Source organism: Acidovorax sp. CCYZU-2555 (genome assembly GCF_018413525.1).
Lineage (GTDB): Bacteria > Pseudomonadota > Gammaproteobacteria > Burkholderiales > Burkholderiaceae_C > Comamonas.
Map to the genome: position 1 here is coordinate 33,806 of NZ_JAHCDD010000039.1, position 18,493 is coordinate 52,298.

Consider the following 18,493-nt stretch of genomic DNA (forward strand, 5'->3'; position numbering starts at 1 on the left):
TCGCCAGCGCAGGCTTTGGCGGGTGAGAGATCTGGCGCATGTCATCAAGCCGCAATCTCTGCTTGAAATAATTCAACGTACAAGTTGCAGTCTGCAACATTTCGTTGGTTCATTTCTCAGAGATTGGATGTGCAATGAACATCAAGCAGCGCATCGTCATGCTTGTGACGCTCGTGTTTGCCGCCTTGGCCGTCATAGGCGGCTTCGCCGTCATTCAGGCGCGCAGCAACTCCGAACAGGTGAAGCAGGTGACCGAGGGCGTGGTGCCCAGCGCCATCGCGTCGGTCGAGTTGATGACGCAGTTGAAGGACGTGCAGATCGCCGTGCTGGCGATGATTTCCGCCGCCGATGAAAACCTGGTGCGCATCGCGCTCGAAGAGCTGAATGCGAAGCGGGAAACCCTGACGCAGGCGCTCAAGGACCAGCACGCCCAGGCCGACAGCCAGGCCCAGCGCGGCCTGATCGAGGCGGCGCAGGAGAGCATGCAAAACTACTTTGCATCGATCAACGACACCGCGCAGTTCAAGCTCGCCGGCCAGACGGAACTCGCCGAGGCCAACATGGGCGCGACCGTCGATCAGTACCTGCGTGAACAAGGCCAGATGATCGATGCGGTGCAGGTGGAAAAGCGCCGCAGCAAGGACGAAGCGATCGATACGCTCAATGCCGAGCTGTCGAACACGACGGTGGCGCTGATGGCCATCAGCGGCGCGGCCACGCTGGTGCTGGGCCTGATCGGCGTGCTGCTCTACAAGCAGGTGATACACCCCATCGCGCAGATGGAAGCGAAGATGACGCAGATCGCCACCAGCCAGGACTTCACGCACCGGCTCGACGTGGCCAGCGACGATGAGATCGGGCGCTCGATGAAGGCCTTCAACACCATGGTGGAGAAGATCGAGGAAAGCAGCGCGCTGGTGCGGCAGAAGGCGGCCGACATCCAGGCCATGCTGCGCTATGTTCCCCAGGGCATTCTGACCGTGCAGCCCGACGGCAGCGTGCACCACGAGTATTCCGAGTACCTGGAAAGCATTCTCGAAACGCGCGAGATCGCCGGGCGCAATGTCATGGACCTGGTGCTCAAGGACACGCCGCTGGGCGAGGACGCGCGCTCGCAGGTGCTGGCCGCGCTGTCGTCCTGCCTGGGCGAGGACGCGATGAACTTCGAGTTCAACAGCCATCTGTTTCCCACCGAGATCCAGCGCCAGTTCGCCGACGGCCGCAGCAAGATCCTCGATCTGAGCTGGGCGCCCATTACTGCCGAAGACGGCACCGTCATGCGTCTGCTGCTGTGCGTGCGCGATGTCACCGAGCTGCGCAAGCTGGCGCTGGAAGCGAGCGCGCAGGGCCGCGAGTTGGCCATCATCGGCGAGATTCTCGCGATGGAGCCGGCGAAGTTCGAACGCTTCCTCGACAGCAGCCAGGCCTATCTGGCCGAGAACGTGCAAGCGGTGCGCGGCACCGACGCCGCGGATGCGCGCGCGACCGCGCCAGCGGTCGATCTGCTGTTTCGCAACATGCACACCATCAAGGGCAATGCCCGAACCTACGGCTTGCAGCAGCTCACGGATGTCGTGCACCGCGTAGAGCAGGACTACGATGCCTTGCGCACGGGCGACAAGGCCTGGGATGCCGAAGCCTTGCTGAGCGATCTGCAAACGGTGCGCGCCGCGCTGGACGAATATGCGGCCATCCACACGCACAAGCTGGGTCGCGGTGCCTCCGAGGCCAGCCTGGAGGCGGGCCCGCTGCTGCGCCTGGACCGCGCCGAACTCGACGCGGTGCTCGCGCGCCTGCAGGTGAAGGACGGCGACAGCCGCGATGTGCTGGCCGCGGCCGTGCAGCACACGCGCTCGGCGCTCGAGCGCCTGGACACCCAGCGCCTTGGCGTCATGCTCAAGGATGTGCTCGGGGCCTTGCCCGCGCTCGCCGTGGAACTCGAGAAGGAAGAGCCGCGCATCACCCTGGCCGACGAAGGCGTGGGCATACGCAGCGCTGCGGCCGCGGCGCTGCAGGACACATTCATGCACTTGCTGCGCAATGCGCTGGACCATGGCCTCGAGACGCCGCTGGCGCGCATCGCCAAGGGCAAGCCGGCGGCGGGGCAGATCCGCATCGACGTTGTCAGCGATGCGCGCGGCCTGCACATCACCACCAGCGATGACGGCCGCGGCCTGGATCTGAACGCGATCCGCGCCAAGGCGCTCGAAAAGCAGCTGGTCGATGCCGATGCCGTGGTGTCGCAGGCCGAGATCGCCCAATACATCTTCCTGCCCGGGTTCTCCACGGCGCAGCAGGTGACCGACATTTCGGGGCGCGGCGTGGGCATGGACGCGGTGCGCAGCCTGGTGCAGTCTCAGGGCGGGCGCATCGATATCCAGCTGCTGGGACGCGAAGGCGATCCCGTGCGCGGTTTCCAGACCGTGTTGACACTGCCTGCGGCATTGGCGATCAGCTATACAGAAGAAACGGTGGTTGTGGCATGAGCCTGGTTGCAATTTTTGCCGCGGGCCTGGCTTGCGCCGGCGCGGTGTTTTCTCTTTGGGTCTGGCGCCTCAAAAGCCGCCTCAGGGCCTACGAGGCGCAGGTGCAAGTGCTGCAGTCGGCGCATGTGGATACGGACGAATGCGACGCGCTGCGCGCCGAAATCGACAGCTTGCGCGCTGTCGGCCAGGCCGCGGCCATGGAGTGGCAGGCGCGCGAGTCGGCGCTGCAGGCCGACCATGACCAGGCCTTGCAGTCGGTGATGCTGCAGGCCAATCAGGCCTTCGATGCGTCCAAGGGCAATACCCACGAACTCGCGGGCGCGATCCGTGATCTGTACGGCATCGAGATGACGTTCGAGCGCTGGCATGCCGACATGACCGTGCTGCTCGCGCACAACCGCGGCATGCATGCCAAGAACGAAGAGTTCTCGCTGATCGTGCGCCAGATGGTGATGGTGGCGCTCAACGCGTCCATCGAGTCGGCGCGCGCGGGCGCGACCGGGCGCGGTTTTGGCATCGTCGCCAATGAAATGCGTTCGCTGTCGGCACGCGCCGAGGCGCTGTCCATGGACTACCGGCGCACGCTCTACGAAAACGACTTGATCACCACCACCACCTTCCAGGACATGCAGGCCGGCGGCCGCATGATCCTGGGCGCGGTGCGCGGCCTGGAGCTGACCAACCGCAAGGGGAACGAGGCCACGGCACTGTCGCTGGAGTGCGCATGATTTCGTCCAGCGCCTGCGAGAGCCTGGACCGGATGTTCGTTCACAGTCTCCAGAACACTTTTTTCACGCTGTCCGGCGAGCGCGCCGAGGTGACGCAGGTGGCGCAATCCGCGCCCGATTCCGGCTCGCAGATGGTGGTGCTGATGATTGCCGCGCACACTTTCCGGCTGGTCATGGCCCTGCATTTTCCCAAGGCCGCGGACGCGATGCGCTTTCTGGCACCCGACAGCCAGGGCGACGACGCGGGGCCGCAAGCGTTTCGCGATCTGATGTCGGAGCGCGGCAACATGTGCTGCGGCATGGTCAACCGCGAAATCGGGCGCTTCTTCGCGCACACCGGCATGTCGACGCCCCACATCATCGACAGCCGCAGCGGGCCGTTCATGACGGCCTTGCCGCACGCCTACGCGACCCACTGGCGCATCGCGGTCGATGCGCAACTGCACATCGACGCCAGCCTGTGCATTCACAACCGCGCTCCCATGGACTTCGAATGGCATGCGGATGCGCAGGAAGAAGTCACCGGCGAACTCGAATTTTTCTGAACAAGGCATTTCTCATGGCACAGATTCTCGTCGTCGACGACTCCAGCACCGTTCGCAATGAAGTCGGCGGTTTCCTCCAGCGCAACGGCCTCACCGTGGCCTATGCCGTGGACGGCAAGGACGGGCTCAGCAAGCTGTCCGCCGATCCCTCGGTGAAACTCGTCGTGTGTGACGTCAACATGCCCAACATGGACGGCCTGACGATGGCCGAAAAAGTGCGCAGCGATCTGCGCAACAGCGCCGTCAACATCGTGATGCTGACCACCGAAAACGCGCCCGCGATGAAGGAACGCGGCAAGGCCGCGGGCATCAAGGGCTGGATCGTCAAGCCGTTCAACGGCCCGGCCGTGCTGGCGACTTTCAAGAAGCTCGCCGGCGCGGCCTGAGGCCCGCCGTCAGGTTCAGCAGGCCGCAGGGGCGACCCGGCGACCTGCACCGCGCATGGTTCGCGCCACCAGCAGCAGCGCGATGACCGAGAAGCCCGCGCCCGTCACCGCCACCGCGGCATAGCCGCCGCCCACGCTGAGCACCGCCGCGCCAGCCGCTGCTCCAATCGCGTTGCCCAGATTGAAGGCGCCGATGTTCACCGACGACGCCAGCCCGGGCGCTTCCACGGCGGCGCGCATTACGCGCATCTGCACCGGCGGCACCAGCGCAAACGCGCCTATGGCCCAGACGAACACGCAGGCGGCTGCGCCGAGATGGGTCTGGGCCAGCCATGGGAAGGCCAGCATGCTCACCGTGACCAGTGCAAGGAAGCCGATGATGGTCTTCTCTATCGAGCGGTCGGCCAGCTTGCCGCCAATCGCATTGCCGATGGTGAAGCCCACGCCGGTCAGCGCCAGCATGCCCGTGATGAAGGCTGGCGAGGCGCCGGTGAATGTCTTCAGCGCGGGGTTGATGTAGGTATAGAGGGTAAACATCGCGGCCGAGCCCAGCACCGTCGTCAGCAGGCCCATCAGCACTGCGGGGCGCGTCAGCACCTGCCATTCGGCGCGCAGATCCATGCGCTGGCCGCCACCGCCCTTGGGCAGGGCGAACAGCAGCGCCACCATGGCCAGCAGGCCCAGCGCACCGATGCCCGCAAACGACTGGCGCCAGCCGAAGGCTTCGCTGATCCAGGTGGCTGCGGGAACACCGCCGATGTTGGCAACGGTCAGGCCGGTGAACATCATGGCCACCGCGCTGGCCTGCTTGTCGCGCGGCACCAGGCTGGCGGCCACCACCGAGCCAATGCCGAAGAACGCGCCATGGTTCAGGCTGGTGATGACGCGCGCCACCATCAGGCTCGCGTAGCCCGGGGCCAGCGCCGACAGGATATTGCCTATGGTGAAGATCGCCATCAGCAGTATCAGCGCCTTGCGCGGCGACCATCTGGCCAGCAGCAGGGTCATGATGGGCGCGCCTATCATCACGCCCAGCGCATAGGCCGAGACCAGCAGCCCGGCCGACGGCACCGAGACCTGCAGTCCGTCGGCAATGGTCGGCAGCATGCCCATGGGGCCGAACTCGGTCGTGCCTATGCCGAAGGCGCCGACGGCCAGCGCCAACAGGGGGAGGGTGGCGCTGCGCGGCGGCCCGGAGGGCGCGGCGGCGTGAGAAGAGGGAGTCGGTGAAGCGTGCATTGGGATGAACTGGTTCCGTACCTTGTGGGTTCGGGTTTTTACTGATTACGCATTGTGAAGGCAGGCTTTCTTGCGAAAAAGTGTCTAATGCCGAAAACACTTTTGCTGGTATTGGGAAAATGCGCTTTACGCTGGAAGAATTGACCGTCTTTCTCGCCGTCGTGGACTCGGGCTCGCTGACCGCGGCCGCCGAACACCTCGGCCAGCCTGTATCCACCACCAGCCGGCTGCTCGCACGCCTCGAAGGCAAGGTGCAAGCCACCTTGCTGCGGCGCACCACGCGGCGCATGGATGTGACGGACGAAGGCCATGGCTTTGCGCGCGACGCGCGCAACATCCTCGAGGCCGTGAAGGTCGCCGAAGAGGGACTGATGCAGCGGCGCGAACGCCTGGCGGGCCCGCTGCGCATCGATGCGGCCACGCCTTACATGCTGCACGTTCTCGTGCCGCTGATGCCGGGCTACCGCGAACGCCATCCCGATGTGGAACTGGTGCTGACGAGCAACGAAGGCTTCATCGACTTGCTGGAGCGTCGCGTGGATCTGGCGATACGCATAGGTGCGCTCAAGGATTCGACGCTGCACAGCCGGCTGCTGGGCCATTCGCGGCTGCGCCTGCTGGCAAGCCCGGCCTACCTCAGCAAACACGGCTGCCCGCACACGCCCAGGGATCTCGCGCAGCATGAAAGGCTGGGCTTTGTGCAGAACGACATCCTCAATCTGTGGCCCGTGCGACAGGCGGATGGCAAGCAGATGCAGATCGAGCCCACGCTCGCTTCGTCCAGCGGCGAAACCCTGCGCCAGCTGGCCTTGCAGGGCATGGGCATCATCTGCCTGGCCGACTTCATGACCGCTGCCGATCGCGAGGAAGGACGCCTGGTGGAAGTGTTGGCGCAGGCAACCCTGCCCGTGGACCGGCCGGTGCAGGCGGTGTACTACCGGCACTCGGCGGTATCGGCCAGGATCGCATCCATGGTGAAATATCTGGCCGAAGTGCTGCCCGCGCGGCATTGAAACGCGCCATCACGGCCTGCGGCCGCACGCAAAAAAGCCCCTATAAAGGGGCTTAGTGCAGCGGCGATGCGCAGCCAGCGAGCATGGGGCGGGTATCCGCAGGCGCCGGGCCGCCCCAAGCCTGCGGACGGCCCCCCTGGGGGGCAGCGGCTACGCGAAGCGAGCAAGCGTGGGGCGGCTATCCGCAGGCGCCGGGCCGCCCCAAGCCTGCGGACGGCCCCCCTGGGGGGCAGCGGCTACGCGAAGCGAGCAAGCGTGGGGGCTATTTACACGCGCTTGCGGTATTCGCCGGTGCGGGTGTCGATTTCGATCTTGTCGCCTTGGGCAACGAACAGGGGCACAGCGACTTCGAAGTCGGTGGAAATCTTGGCAGGCTTGAGCACCTTGCCCGATGTGTCGCCCTTGACCGCGGGTTCGGTCCAGGTGATTTCGCGCACGACGCTGGTGGGCAGCTCGACCGAGATGGCCTTGCCGTCATAGAACACCACTTCAACGGTCATGCCGTCTTCGAGGTAGTTCAGGGCGTCGCCCATGTTTTCGGCTTCGACTTCGTACTGGTTGAACTCTTCGTCCATGCAGACATACATAGGATCGGCGAAGTAGGAGTAGGTGCACTCTTTCTTGTCCAGGATCACGTTGTCGATCTTGTCGTCGGCCTTGAACACGTTTTCGGTGCCCATGTTGCCCAGCAGGGCCTTGAGCTTCATGCGCACGGTGGCGGCGCCGCGGCCGCCACGGGCGTATTCGGTCTTCAGAACGATCATGGGGTCCTTGCCGTGCATGATCACGTTGCCGGCGCGGATTTCTTGGGCGATTTTCATAGCTAGATTGCTGGGGTTGTGCCGCTCAACGCGTCCAGCTGCACGGCCCTGAGGGTTGGTGCATCGAAACATGTTCCGCGGCGGGGGGAAATAAGGGCGCAGCCTGCTAAGCACGTGCGCGTAAAACGAAGATTTTAGCTTTTTTCTGCCACAAACTGCTGCAGTTGGCTGACGAGATCGCTTGCCACCCATTGGCGCGTGCGCGCGGCGAGTGCGCAATCACGCCATTCGCCCAGCATCTGCGCGGTGATCAGGGGCAGGTTGGGGGCGCTGACCATGCCATTCCAGACATGGTGAAACAGCCGCAGCGACGGTGGGGCTTCTAGCCAGTCGAGAAAAGCGTCGAGCTTGGCGTGGTGGGCGTTGTCGTGCTGCGGATAGATCTGCCAGACAAAAGCCTGGCCCGCCCAGAGCGCGCGCACCAGCGAGTCTTCGCCGCGCACCAGGTTCAGATCGCTGGCCCAGAGCATTTCATCGAACTGCGGCTGGGCGCAGGGCGCAAGCCAGGTGCAGTCGAGCGCGGCCTGCGATGCCAGTGCGGCGCGCACGGCGTCGGCGGCGCGCCCCGGCGTGACCAGCAGATGGCTGGGCGGCGCGCTGCCCTGCAGTTGTTCGAGCAGCGCAGGCAGGGCCGGCGGCTCATAGCAGAACAGCGATACCAGGCGCGTGGTTTCATCGATGCCGCGCGCGCTGCGCCAGGCTTGACGATCGAACGCCGCCTGGCGCTCGCCCAGCGCGGCCTCGCGCAGCAGGCCGCCGGTGCGCGGCGTGAAGCCCGGGTAGAAGAACCAGCGCGTGAGTCCGGCCGCGGGCCCGCTCATCAGCAGCGAAGGCAGGCGGTGGCAGCGTTCCACATAGGGCTCGGCGCTCAGGTATTCGAGGTTGATCCAGACCGGAGCCTGCTCGGGGTGGCGGCCATGCGCGGCGTAATGCTTTGCGATGGCCTGCACGAACACTTCGGGCAGCGTGCAGCCGAACGCTTCGATCACCACATCGCCCACGCCATCGGCGGGCAGCAAGGCCGGTTGGTCGGGCCAGGCGTGCACGCTCAGGCCTGCGGGGTGGGGCGCGGGCGCCATCCAGGCCAGCGCGCTGGCGTCGTCGAGAAACAGCCGCACCTGCTCGCCGCGCGCGGCCAGCTCCGCGGCAGCGCGCCAGCAGACGCCGACATCGCCGAAGTTGTCGATCACCTGGCAAAAGATATCCCAGCGAAGAGGGCGGTTCAGCGGCATGGAAAGAGGCTTCAAAACTTGGGGCAGGGGGCGCCGATCGTACCGCTTTCGGTCGGGTGGCTGAAAGCGTGCACCAGGCCCGCCACAATAGAGGCATGTCTGAAATGCATTCCGATGAACTGCTGGCCCAGGTCGCAGCCCTGCCTTCACTGCCGGGCGTGTACCGCTACTTCGATGCCGAGGGCGGGCTGCTCTACGTGGGCAAGGCGCGCAACCTCAAGCGCCGCGTCGCCAATTATTTCCAGAAGAGCCATGGCGGCACGCGCATCGGCCACATGATCAGCAAGATCGTGCGCCTGGAGACCACGGTGGTGCGCTCCGAAGCCGAGGCGCTGCTGCTCGAAAACAACCTGATCAAGACCCAGCACCCCAAGTACAACATCCTGTTTCGCGATGACAAAAGTTATCCGTATCTGATGATTTCGGGTGTGGCGGGGCGCGACGGCGAGGGGCCGCAGCCCGGCCAGCGCTTCGCGCGCATGGCCTATTACCGCGGCAGCGTCGACAAGAAAAACCGCTACTTCGGGCCCTATCCAAGCGCCTGGGCGGTCAAGGAAACCATACAGCTGCTGCAGAAAGTGTTCCGCCTGCGCACCTGCGAAGACACGGTGTTTTCCAACCGCTCGCGGCCCTGCCTGCTCTATCAGATCAAGCGCTGCTCGGGCCCCTGCGTAGATCTGATCTCGCCCGAGGCCTATGCGATCGATGTGCGCAATGCCGAAGCCATGCTGCGCGGCGAGACCCAGGCGCTGCTGCAACAGCTCGAGGCGCGCATGCTGGTGCATGCCGAGGCGCTGGAGTTCGAGCAGGCGGCCGAAGTGCGCAACCAGATGACGGCGCTGGCGCGCGTGCTGCACCAGCAGTCGATAGAAACCACATCGGACAAGGATGTCGACATTCTCGCGGTGCGCGTGCAGGGCGGGCGCGCCTGCGTCAACCTGGCCATGGTGCGCGGCGGCCGCCATCTGGGCGACCGGCCGTATTTCCCTTCACAACTGGGCGACGCGGCGGCAGTGCATGACGCTCAAAGCCAAGCCGAGACCGAGGAGGAGGGCGAAGCCGCGCCAACCCAGCCCGTCGAAGTGATGGTGCTCGAAGCTTTCCTGGCCCAGCACTACACCAGCGTGGCCGTGCCGCCGCTGCTGGTGCTGAGCCATGCGGTCGACAAGGCGCTGCTCAAGGCGCTGTCGGAGTCGAGCGGCGTGCGCGTGAGCGCCTTGCACCAGCCGCGCGACGAGCGCCGCGCCTGGCTCGACATGGCGCAGCGCAATGTCGAGCTGCAACTCGCGCGACTTTTGGCCGAGGAAGGCTCGCAGCAGGCGCGCACGCGCGCGCTCGCCGAAGCGCTCGATCTGCCCACCCATGACCTCGACAGCCTGACCATCGAGTGTTTCGACATTTCGCACACGTCGGGCGAAGCCACCAAGGCGTCGTGCGTGGTGTTCCATCACCACAAGATGCAGGGCAGCGAGTACCGGCGTTTCAATATCGAAGGCATCACGGGCGGCGATGACTACGCGGCCATGCGCCAGGTGCTGATGCGCCGCTACAGCCGCGTCGCAGAAGCCCAGCGCGAGGCGGGCGGCGCCGAGCCCACGGCGGGCCAGGCGCGCCTGCCTGATCTGGTACTGGTCGACGGCGGCGTGGGCCAGGTCAGCATGGCGCGCGAAGTGTTCGAGGCACTGGGGCTTGATCTGTCGCGCATCGTCGGCGTGGAGAAGGGCGACAAGCGCAAGGTGGGTCTTGAGGAACTGGTGTTTGCCGACGGGCGCGAAAAAGTCTATCTGGGCAAGGATTCGGCAGCGCTGATGCTGGTCGCGCAGATTCGTGACGAAGCCCATCGCTTCGCGATCACCGGCATGCGCGCGGCGCGCGCCAAGGTGCGCATAGGCGGCGGGCAACTCGAGGAGATCGCGGGCGTGGGACCGAAGAAGCGCGCGCGCCTGCTGCAGCGCTTTGGCGGCGTGCGCGGCGTGGCCGATGCGAGCGTCGAAGACCTGATGAAGGTCGAAGGCATTTCGCCCGAACTGGCAGACACCATCTATCGCGCCCTGCATTGAGACGGCCTCAATGCTGCGCGTAAAGGTCTTCGCCGCATGACACAATTGCAAATATGTTTCTGACCATCCCCACCTTGATGACCTGTACGCGCTTCGTCGCGATACCTTTGATCGTGGGAGTGTTCTACACCCCTATGGAACCAGCGCTGCAAAATCTGATTGCCACGCTGATGTTCATTGTTTTTGCGGCGACCGACTGGCTCGATGGGTATCTGGCGCGCAAGCTCAACCAGACTTCCTCCTTCGGCGCCTTTCTCGATCCTGTGGCCGACAAATTCCTGGTCTGCGCCTCGCTGCTGGTGCTGGTGCACCTGCAGCGCGCCGATGTGTTCGTCGCGCTGATCATCATCGGCCGCGAAATCGCCATTTCGGCGCTGCGCGAATGGATGGCGCAGATCGGCGCGAGCAAGAGCGTGGCGGTGCACATGCTGGGCAAGCTCAAGACCACGGCGCAGATGGTGGCGATTCCTTTCCTGCTCTATGACGGCATGCTGTTCGGCGTGATGGACACCGGCATCTGGGGACATGTGCTGATCTGGATCGCGGCCGTGCTCACGGTCTGGTCCATGGTGTACTACCTGCAAAAAGCCCTGCCCGAGATCCGCGCCCGCGTCGACAAGTAACTTGGCCGCGGCCGGCGCGCGCCGGCCCGGTTGTCAATCCGTGAAGCCTCTAGCGGCCGCGCGCCACAAAAACCGCAGCATACGCCGGGCAGCAGGGCAATTGCAGCTAGAATCGCTGCAGCCGCTGGGATTGCAGCGGATAACATTGACACTTGGAAGGTCGATGGCATGGCCCTGAATGCATACACCTGAGGTGACTGCAGGCTCGTCGGTAGATACAGTTCTTGAACTGCAAAAGCGCCGCACGGCAGCGACATTCCATCCACCATTTCTCGAGAGGCTTCTTGTGAATAAGACCGAACTGATTGAGCACATCGCAAACAATGCCGACATCTCCAAAGCCGCCGCTGCGCGCGCGCTGGAATCGACGATCGAGGCAGTGAAGAAAACCCTCAAAAAGGGTGGTACAGTATCGCTCGTCGGTTTCGGAACCTTCACCGTCGGTGAACGTTCCACACGTACCGGCCGCAACCCACGCACTGGCGCCACGATCGAAATCAAGGCCGCCAAGGTACCAAAATTCCGTCCGGGCAAGGCATTGAAAGATGCGTTGAACTGACAAGCAGTTGCAAGGGGGTGCTTAGCTCAGTCGGTAGAGCGGCTCCTTTACACGGAGTAGGTCGGCGGTTCGATCCCGTCAGCACCCACCACCCATTGCAGATGAAATCAAGGGCCCGGAGCAATCCAGGCCCTTTTTCTTTGCCTGCCTTTTGCGTTGACCGTGTTGGCGGTGTAGGCCTTCAGGCGTAACAGGTAGAATCTGCGCAGTTTCCTTCACCAAGGGTGCGTGGGTCGTTGGCAGGCTTTGTCGTTGATGGATGGATGGGGTCAGTCCCTTGCCTTCCTCAGTCAGGTTCCTTTGGCTACGTACACCTTACAAAGGCGAACATAAGTTCGCCTTTTTTATTGCTTCCACAGAAAGATCGACTATGTTTGAAGCCATCCGCAAGCACTCCAAGTTCGTGATGATCTTGTTGTTCTTGCTGATCATTCCCTCGTTCATCTTCGTTGGCATCGACCAGAACTATTTCTCGGAATCCAGTCCGACGGTGGCTCGGGTGGATGGCCACGAGATCAAGCAATCGGACTGGGACAACGCCCACCGCATGGAGAGCGATCAGCTGCGTGCCGCGAATCCCGAAGTCGATGCCAAGCTGCTCGACTCGCCCCAGGCGCGCTACGCGACGCTCGAGCGCATGGTGCGCGACCGCGTGCTCGTGGCCGCGGCGCAGAAGATGCACATGGTGGCCAGCGATGCCCAACTGGTGCGCAGCCTGCAGCAGATTCCGGCGATCGCCGCGCTCAAGCGCGCCGACGGAACGCTCGATGCCGAAGCCTATCGCGCGCTCGTTGGCGCGCAAGGCATGACGCCCGAAGGCTTTGAAGCCAATCTGCGCAGCAACCTGTCGCTGAGCCAGGTGATGGGTTCGGCGATCAATTCCTCGTTCGTGACCGATTCCCAGGTCAAGCTGGCGATGGATGCGCTGTACCAGCGCCGCGAAGTGCAGGTGGCCCAGTTCAAGGCCAGCGATTTCGCATCCAAGGTCAAGGCTACGCCCGAAGAGCTGCAGGCCTACTACAAGGCCCATCCGGACAAGTTCCAGCAGGCTGAACAGGCCAGCGTCGAATACGTGGTGCTCGACTCTGCCAGCGTGCAGGCTTCGATGGTGCTCAATGAAGACGACCTGCGTACCTACTACCAGGAAAACCTGTCGCGCCTCGCGGGCCAGGAAGAGCGCCGTGCGAGCCATATCCTGATCAACGCCACCAAGGATGCATCGGCCGCCGATCGCACCAAGGCGCGTGAGCAGGCCCAGGCACTGCTCGAGCAGGTGCGCAAGGATCCCGAGTCGTTCGCCGCGGTCGCCAAGCAATCGTCGCAGGACAGCGGCACCGCACAAAGCGGTGGCGATCTGGGCTTCTTCACGCGCGGCGACATGGTCAAGCCTTTCTCGGACGCAGCCTATGCGTTGAAGAAGGGTGATATCAGCGACGTGGTCGAAAGCGATTTCGGCTTCCACATCATTCAGCTGACCGACATCAAGACGCCGCCCCAGCCCAGCTTTGCCGAGCTGCGTCCGCGCCTCGAAAAGGACCTGAAGGAACAGCAGGCCCAGCGCAAGTACGCCGAAGTGGCTGAACAGTTCGCCAACGGCGTGTACGAGCAATCGGACAACCTGCAAGGCGTGGCCGAAAAGCTCAAGCTGACGGTGCAGAAGGCCGAACGCGTGTCGCGCATTCCCGCCCCTGGCGCCCAGGGCGCGCTGGCCAACCCGCGCTTCCTCGAAGCCCTGTTCGCGCCTGAATCGCTGGAAAGCAAGCGCAACACCGAAGCCGTGGAAATCGGTTCGGGCATGATGGCCGCCGGCCGCGTCACCGCCTATTCGCCAGCCCACACGCTGGCGTTCGAAGAAGTGGCTGACAAGGTGCAGGCGCTGTACGTTGCACAGAAGTCGGCCGAACTGGCGCGCGAAGAAGGCCAGGCCAAGCTCAAGGCCTGGAAGGAACAGCCTGCTGGCGCAGCATTGGGCGCTGCGGTGGTGATCGGCCGTGACCAGCCGCAGAACCTGCCACGCGAAGTCATCGACGCCGCGCTGCACGCTTCCGTGGAAGGCCTGCCCGCCTGGACCGGTGTGGACCTGGGCAACCTCGGCTATGCCGTGATCAAGGTCAATTCCGTGGTCGAGCGTCCTGCCCAGGATGCGCAGATCGTTGCCGCACAGAAGCAGCAACTGGCGCAGTGGTGGGCCGGCGCCGAAGGCGCGGCTTACTATGAAATGCTCAAGGCGCGCTTCAAGGTGCAGATCAAGGTCGATCGCCCCTGAGATTTAATGCCGCTCCAGCGCGAAACTCGTTTCGGGGCGGCATTTTTGCGATTACAATAGATGCTTCTACGGTGGCTGTAGCTCAGTTGGTAGAGTCCAGGATTGTGATTCCTGTTGTCGTGGGTTCGAGCCCCATCAGCCACCCCAAAATCTTGAAAACGCCCTGAATGCAAATTCAGGGCGTTTTTTCGTTGGGGCCGGTTTCTTAGCGCAGCGTGGCGAGATAGGCTGCCATATCCTGTGCATCGCGCGCCGAGACGCCCAGCTGGGGCATGGCCGTGCCGGGCTTGACCTGCTGCGTATGGGTGAGCCAGAGCGCGAGGTTGGGCGGCGTATTGGCCAGCGTGCCCGCAATCAGCGTGCGCGTGCCCATGCCTTTGAGCGGCGGGCCGACATGGACCTTCGATCCGGTGACGCCGGGAATGCTGTGGCAGGCCGAGCAGGCGTACTGGTGCAGCGCCTGGCGGCCGCGTTCGACATCGACAGCGAATGTCGCGGCCGCCGCAGGCACGGGGTGCTCACCGCGGGGCATGGCCTGCTGCGTCCATTGCGCGTACTGCGCAGCATCGAGCTGCGGCAGCTGCTGCATGAACGCCACGAGATCCCATATTTCTTCGTCGGCCAGCCGGTACTGCCAGGCCGGCATGCCGGTCATCTTGATGCCATGGCGCACCACCCAGTAGAGTTCGCGCGGGCGCCAGTGCTGCTTGGCGTCGACCAGCGGGCCGGGCAGGGGCTGCATGCTCAGACCTATACCGGATTGCGCCACGCCGGGCGCGCCATGGCATTGCACGCAGTTTGCATGAAAGCTGACGGCGCCGCGCAAGGCCATCTGCGGGTCGCTGAGCGCCGGCTCGTCGATGTCCTTTGCGTGGCGGCGCACCGACTGGCGCATGGCGATCTCCAGCATTGAATGCGTGGCCTGCCAATGCTGGCGTGTGGCCGAGATGTCATAGGCGCCCGAATACAGCACCGCCGCAGCCATGAGTGCGGCTGTAAGCCCAAGTCCAGTGGTCGTGACAGCAATGATCGACAGCAGCTTGATTTTTCGCATCTGCTGCGATTTTGCGTCAGTTGTCCTCATTTGTGCGACAGAATGCGCCAATGATCCGCAAGTATGCCTTTTCACCTACGCTGCTACCGGTGCTGCTGGCCGGCTGCGTGCTCGGTGATGCCTGGGCGCAGGATCGCATGACGATAGAACGCGGCAAGGCGCTGATGGGGCAATATCAGTGCGGGTCTTGCCACTCCATTCCAGACGTGCCGGCGGCGCGAGGCCAGCGCTCGCAGCCGCTGGATGCCTGGAGCCGGCGCAGCTATATCGCGGGCCGGCTGCCCAACCGGCCCGACACGCTGGCCCGGTGGATCGCCGCGCCCCAGTCCCTGGTGCCGGGTACGCCCATGCCCAGCATGGGCGTCTCGCCCGCCGATGCCCAGGCCATGGCGGCCTTTCTTTTCTCGCTCGAATGAAGCCCGCAGCCGGCGATGCCGCCCAGTCGATAGAGACCGTGACCTGGGTGCTGTTTGGCGGCGGCTTGCTGATTTTCCTTGGCGTGATGCTGTTGCTGGCCTGGTCGCTGCGCAGCCGCGCGACTTCCGTGCGCCCGCGGCTGTGGGTCTGGGGCGGCGGCGTGGTCTTTCCGGCGCTGGTGCTGGCCGCGCTGTTCGCCTGGGTGCTGCCGCGCATGCCGGCCTGGAAACCCGTGCCGCCCGCGGACGCGCTGATCGTCACCGTGAAGGCGCATATGTGGTGGTGGGAAGTGCGCTACCGCGATACCGTGACCGGCGCCGATGTGGTCACGGCCAATGAAATCCGCATTCCCGTGGGCAAGCCGGTGTACTTCGCGCTGACCAGCGCGGACGTGATCCACAGCTTCTGGGTGCCCCAGCTCGCGGGCAAGATGGACATGCTGCCCGGGCGCATGCAGCACCTGCTCGTGACCGCGCAGCAGCCCGGCGTGTGGCGCGGCCAGTGCGCCGAGTTCTGCGGCGCGCAGCATGCGCAGATGGCGCTGCATGTGGTGGGTCTGCAACCCCAGGCCTTCGACGCCTGGCTTGCGGCCCAGGCCAGGCCAGCGGCGGCGCCGGCAACGCCGCGCCAGCTGCAGGGCCGCGATGCATTTCTCGCTCAGCGCTGCAACGCCTGCCATACCGTGCGCGGCGTCAGCGACGAAGGCCGGCTGGGGCCTGACCTCACGCATTTCGGCAGCCGACTGCACCTGGGCGCGGGCATTTTGGAGAACACGCCCGAAGGCCGCGCGCGCTGGCTCGCGCATATCCAGCAGATCAAATCCGGAGCCCGCATGCCTTCTTACGACCGACTCGACGCGCCCACGCTCGAAGCCCTGGGCGACTGGCTGGGTGCGCTGCAATGAGCGACGCCTTGCCCACATCGCTGCCCAACGCGCTGCCGCGCCCCGCGGATGAACTGCAGGCGCTGCAGCGCGCCTGGGAGCCGCCCAAGGGCTGGCGGCGCTTTTCGGCGGTGAACAACAGCCAGGTCGGCATCTACTACCTGGCGACGGCGCTGGTGTTCTTCGTGCTCGCGGGAATCCTGGCGCTGATCATGCGCGCGCAGCTGGCGTTGCCCGACAGCACGCTGGTCGCCGCCGGCACCTACAACCAGCTGTTCACCATGCACGGCTCGGTGATGATGTTCCTGTTCGCCGTGCCCGTGGTCGAGGCCGTCGCCGTGTGGCTGCTGCCCAATATGCTGGGCGCGCGCGATCTGCCGTTTCCGCGGCTTTCGGCCTATGCGTTCTGGGCCTATGCGATCGGCGGCCTGGCGTTCTTCATCACCATCTTTTTCGGCGCCTCGCCCGATGGCGGCTGGTTCATGTACCCGCCGCTGACCAGCAAGGAGTTTTCGCCCGGCATAGGCGCCGACTGGTGGCTGCTGGGCATTGGCTTCATCGAGATTTCGGCGATCGCGGGCGCGATCGAGCTGATCATCGGCATTCTTTTCACGCGCGCGCCGGGCATGTCGCTGATGAAGATGCCGCTGTTCGCCTGGGCGGTGCTGGTCGCGGCGCTGATGGTGATCTTCGCGTTTCCGGCGCTGATCGCGGGCACGCTGCTGCTCGAACTCGAGCGCGCGTTCGACTGGCCGTTCTTCATTCCCGCGCGCGGCGGCGATCCGCTGCTGTGGCAGCACCTGTTCTGGTTCTTCGGCCATCCCGAGGTCTACATCATCTTCCTGCCGGCGGCGGGCATGGTGACGATGATGGTGCCGGTGATGGCCGGCACGCCGCTGGTGGGCTACCGCGCCATCGTGTGGGCGCTGGTGGCCGTCGGCGCGATCAGCTTTTTGCTGTGGATGCACCATATGTTCACCGCAGGCCTGGGGCCGCTGGCCTTGCATGTGACGTCGGTGGCGAGCTTTGCCGTGGCCATTCCCAGCGGCGTGCAGGTGTTCGCCTGGATCGCAACGTTCTGGAAAGGCCGCGTGCGCATGCTGGCGCCCTCGCTGTTCCTGCTGGGTTTTCATTTCGTCTTCGTGCTCGGCGGCCTCACGGGCGTGATGCTCGCGGTGCTGCCGTTCGACTGGCAGGCGCACGACAGCTATTTCGTCGTCGCCCATCTGCACTACGTGCTCATAGGGGGCCTGGTGTTTCCGCTGTTCGCGGGCATCTATTACTGGGCGCCGCTGTACAACGGCCAGCGCCTGTCCGAGCGCCTGGCGCGCTGGAGCTTCTGGCTGATGTTCGGTGGCTTCAATCTGGCGTTCTTTCCCATGCATATCGCGGGCCTGGCGGGCATGCCGCGGCGCGTGTATACCTATGCCGATGGGCTGGGGTGGACGCTGTGGAATCTGCTGTCCACCGTGGGATCATTCATCTTTGCCGCGGGCGTGCTGCTGTGTCTGATCGATCTGGTGCGCACGCTGGCGCGGCCTGAGCGCGAACACGGCGACCCATGGAATGCGGATTCGCTCGAATGGCTGCCCCAGGGCGATTACGGCGTGCGCAGCATTCCGCAGATCGAAGCGCGTGCGCCGCTGTGGCACAGGCCGTCGCTGGCCAGCGAAGTGGAAGAGGGCCGCCATTGGCTGCCGGGCACGGTGTTCGGCGGGCGCGAGACGCTGGTCACCAGCCCGGTGGACGCGCGCATACGGCATCTGCTGCGCCTGCCCAGCGACGGCTGGTCGCCGTTCATCGCCGCCGCGGGAACGGCCGGTTTCTTCCTGCTGCTGACCGTGTACTGGATTGTGCCGGCCTTCATTTCGGGCGCGATTTCGGTGATCGCCATGCTGGTCTGGCTCTGGGGATCGGACCTGCCGCCGCTGCGGCCCAAGGCCACGATCGGCGACGGCGTGAGCGTGCCCACGGCGGCCACGGGCCGGGCCTCGCATTCGTGGTGGGCGACCCTGATTTTGCTGGCCGTGGACGCGACGATCTTTGCGTCGTTTGCGTTCGCGCATATCCATGTGTCGATGGCGCTGGATGTCTGTCCGCCGCCGGGCGCCAGCCTGCCCGTGGGCGGGCTCTGGCCCGCGGGCCTGCTGCTAGGTGCGTCGGCGCTGATGGTCTGGTCCC

At 64.7% G+C, this 18,493-nt stretch carries 16 protein-coding genes and 2 tRNA genes; 14 read left to right on the forward strand and 4 right to left on the reverse strand.

Annotated elements, in window-relative coordinates:
- Positions 1–134: 134 nt before the first annotated feature.
- Genes KHY18_RS14780 through KHY18_RS14795 form a run of 4 tightly spaced genes read left to right on the forward strand, consistent with a single transcriptional unit; the run spans position 135 to position 4,145 of the window.
- Positions 135–2,486 (forward strand): ATP-binding protein, encoded by a 2,352-nt coding sequence (locus KHY18_RS14780; RefSeq protein ID WP_213301205.1) that lies wholly within the window; start codon positions 135–137, stop codon positions 2,484–2,486.
- The gene (locus KHY18_RS14785; protein WP_213301208.1) at positions 2,483–3,214 is read left to right on the forward strand and encodes a methyl-accepting chemotaxis protein; all 732 of its coding nucleotides are present in this window, start codon (positions 2,483–2,485) and stop codon (positions 3,212–3,214) included. Before KHY18_RS14780 ends, KHY18_RS14785 begins: the two co-directional genes overlap by 4 nt.
- The gene (locus tag KHY18_RS14790) at positions 3,211–3,759 is read left to right on the forward strand and encodes a hypothetical protein (protein WP_213301211.1); all 549 of its coding nucleotides are present in this window, start codon (positions 3,211–3,213) and stop codon (positions 3,757–3,759) included. Before KHY18_RS14785 ends, KHY18_RS14790 begins: the two co-directional genes overlap by 4 nt.
- A gap of 14 nt (positions 3,760–3,773) precedes the next feature.
- Entirely contained in the window at positions 3,774–4,145 is a 372-nt protein-coding gene (locus KHY18_RS14795; protein WP_213301214.1) for a response regulator, read from the forward strand.
- A gap of 15 nt (positions 4,146–4,160) precedes the next feature.
- Here KHY18_RS14795 and KHY18_RS14800 read toward each other — a convergent pair whose 3' ends face one another.
- Positions 4,161–5,384 (reverse strand): MFS transporter, encoded by a 1,224-nt coding sequence (locus KHY18_RS14800; RefSeq protein WP_213301217.1) that lies wholly within the window; start codon positions 5,382–5,384, stop codon positions 4,161–4,163.
- Between the two features lie 119 nt (positions 5,385–5,503).
- Here KHY18_RS14800 and KHY18_RS14805 point away from each other — a divergent pair, with 119 nt between their 5' ends.
- A complete protein-coding gene (locus tag KHY18_RS14805; RefSeq protein ID WP_213301220.1) occupies positions 5,504–6,397 on the forward strand; it encodes a LysR family transcriptional regulator in 894 nt (297 codons plus the stop codon).
- Between the two features lie 266 nt (positions 6,398–6,663).
- Here the strand turns inward: KHY18_RS14805 and efp are convergent, their stop codons facing one another.
- Positions 6,664–7,218, reverse strand: a complete 555-nt coding sequence (gene efp / locus KHY18_RS14810) for an elongation factor P (protein ID WP_213301223.1) — start codon at positions 7,216–7,218, stop codon at positions 6,664–6,666.
- Between the two features lie 134 nt (positions 7,219–7,352).
- A complete protein-coding gene (gene earP, locus KHY18_RS14815) occupies positions 7,353–8,450 on the reverse strand; it encodes an elongation factor P maturation arginine rhamnosyltransferase EarP (protein ID WP_213301227.1) in 1,098 nt (365 codons plus the stop codon).
- 95 nt (positions 8,451–8,545) lie between these two features.
- Between earP and uvrC the strand changes: the two genes are divergently transcribed.
- The 6 genes from uvrC (at position 8,546) to KHY18_RS14845 (ending at position 14,105) form a co-directional block, all read left to right on the forward strand.
- Positions 8,546–10,510 (forward strand): excinuclease ABC subunit UvrC, encoded by a 1,965-nt coding sequence (gene uvrC / locus KHY18_RS14820; protein ID WP_213301231.1) that lies wholly within the window; start codon positions 8,546–8,548, stop codon positions 10,508–10,510.
- 53 nt (positions 10,511–10,563) lie between these two features.
- Positions 10,564–11,133 carry a CDP-diacylglycerol--glycerol-3-phosphate 3-phosphatidyltransferase gene (gene pgsA, locus KHY18_RS14825; protein WP_213301234.1) on the forward strand — a complete coding sequence of 190 codons (570 nt, stop codon included), beginning with the start codon at positions 10,564–10,566 and terminating at the stop codon, positions 11,131–11,133.
- A gap of 178 nt (positions 11,134–11,311) precedes the next feature.
- A complete protein-coding gene (locus KHY18_RS14830; protein ID WP_283771333.1) occupies positions 11,312–11,692 on the forward strand; it encodes an HU family DNA-binding protein in 381 nt (126 codons plus the stop codon).
- 15 nt (positions 11,693–11,707) lie between these two features.
- Positions 11,708–11,783, forward strand: a tRNA-Val gene (locus KHY18_RS14835).
- A gap of 279 nt (positions 11,784–12,062) precedes the next feature.
- Positions 12,063–13,958, forward strand: coding sequence for a SurA N-terminal domain-containing protein (locus KHY18_RS14840; protein ID WP_213301237.1), 1,896 nt, complete (start codon positions 12,063–12,065; stop codon positions 13,956–13,958).
- A gap of 71 nt (positions 13,959–14,029) precedes the next feature.
- Positions 14,030–14,105: transfer RNA gene (locus KHY18_RS14845), tRNA-His, on the forward strand.
- Positions 14,106–14,163: 58 nt separating this feature from the next.
- On the opposite strand, the gene KHY18_RS14850 is transcribed toward KHY18_RS14845, so the two are convergent.
- Positions 14,164–15,012, reverse strand: coding sequence for a c-type cytochrome (locus KHY18_RS14850; RefSeq protein WP_213301240.1), 849 nt, complete (start codon positions 15,010–15,012; stop codon positions 14,164–14,166).
- Between the two features lie 50 nt (positions 15,013–15,062).
- Here KHY18_RS14850 and KHY18_RS14855 point away from each other — a divergent pair, with 50 nt between their 5' ends.
- From KHY18_RS14855 to ctaD, 3 genes are all read left to right on the forward strand, one after another.
- Positions 15,063–15,428 (forward strand): c-type cytochrome, encoded by a 366-nt coding sequence (locus KHY18_RS14855; protein ID WP_213301243.1) that lies wholly within the window; start codon positions 15,063–15,065, stop codon positions 15,426–15,428.
- Positions 15,425–16,333 (forward strand): cytochrome c oxidase subunit II, encoded by a 909-nt coding sequence (coxB, locus tag KHY18_RS14860; RefSeq protein ID WP_213301246.1) that lies wholly within the window; start codon positions 15,425–15,427, stop codon positions 16,331–16,333. Before KHY18_RS14855 ends, coxB begins: the two co-directional genes overlap by 4 nt.
- On the forward strand, positions 16,330–18,493 hold a 2,164-nt coding region (gene ctaD, locus KHY18_RS14865; protein WP_213301248.1), incomplete at its 3' end, for a cytochrome c oxidase subunit I. The genes coxB and ctaD, both read left to right, overlap by 4 nt.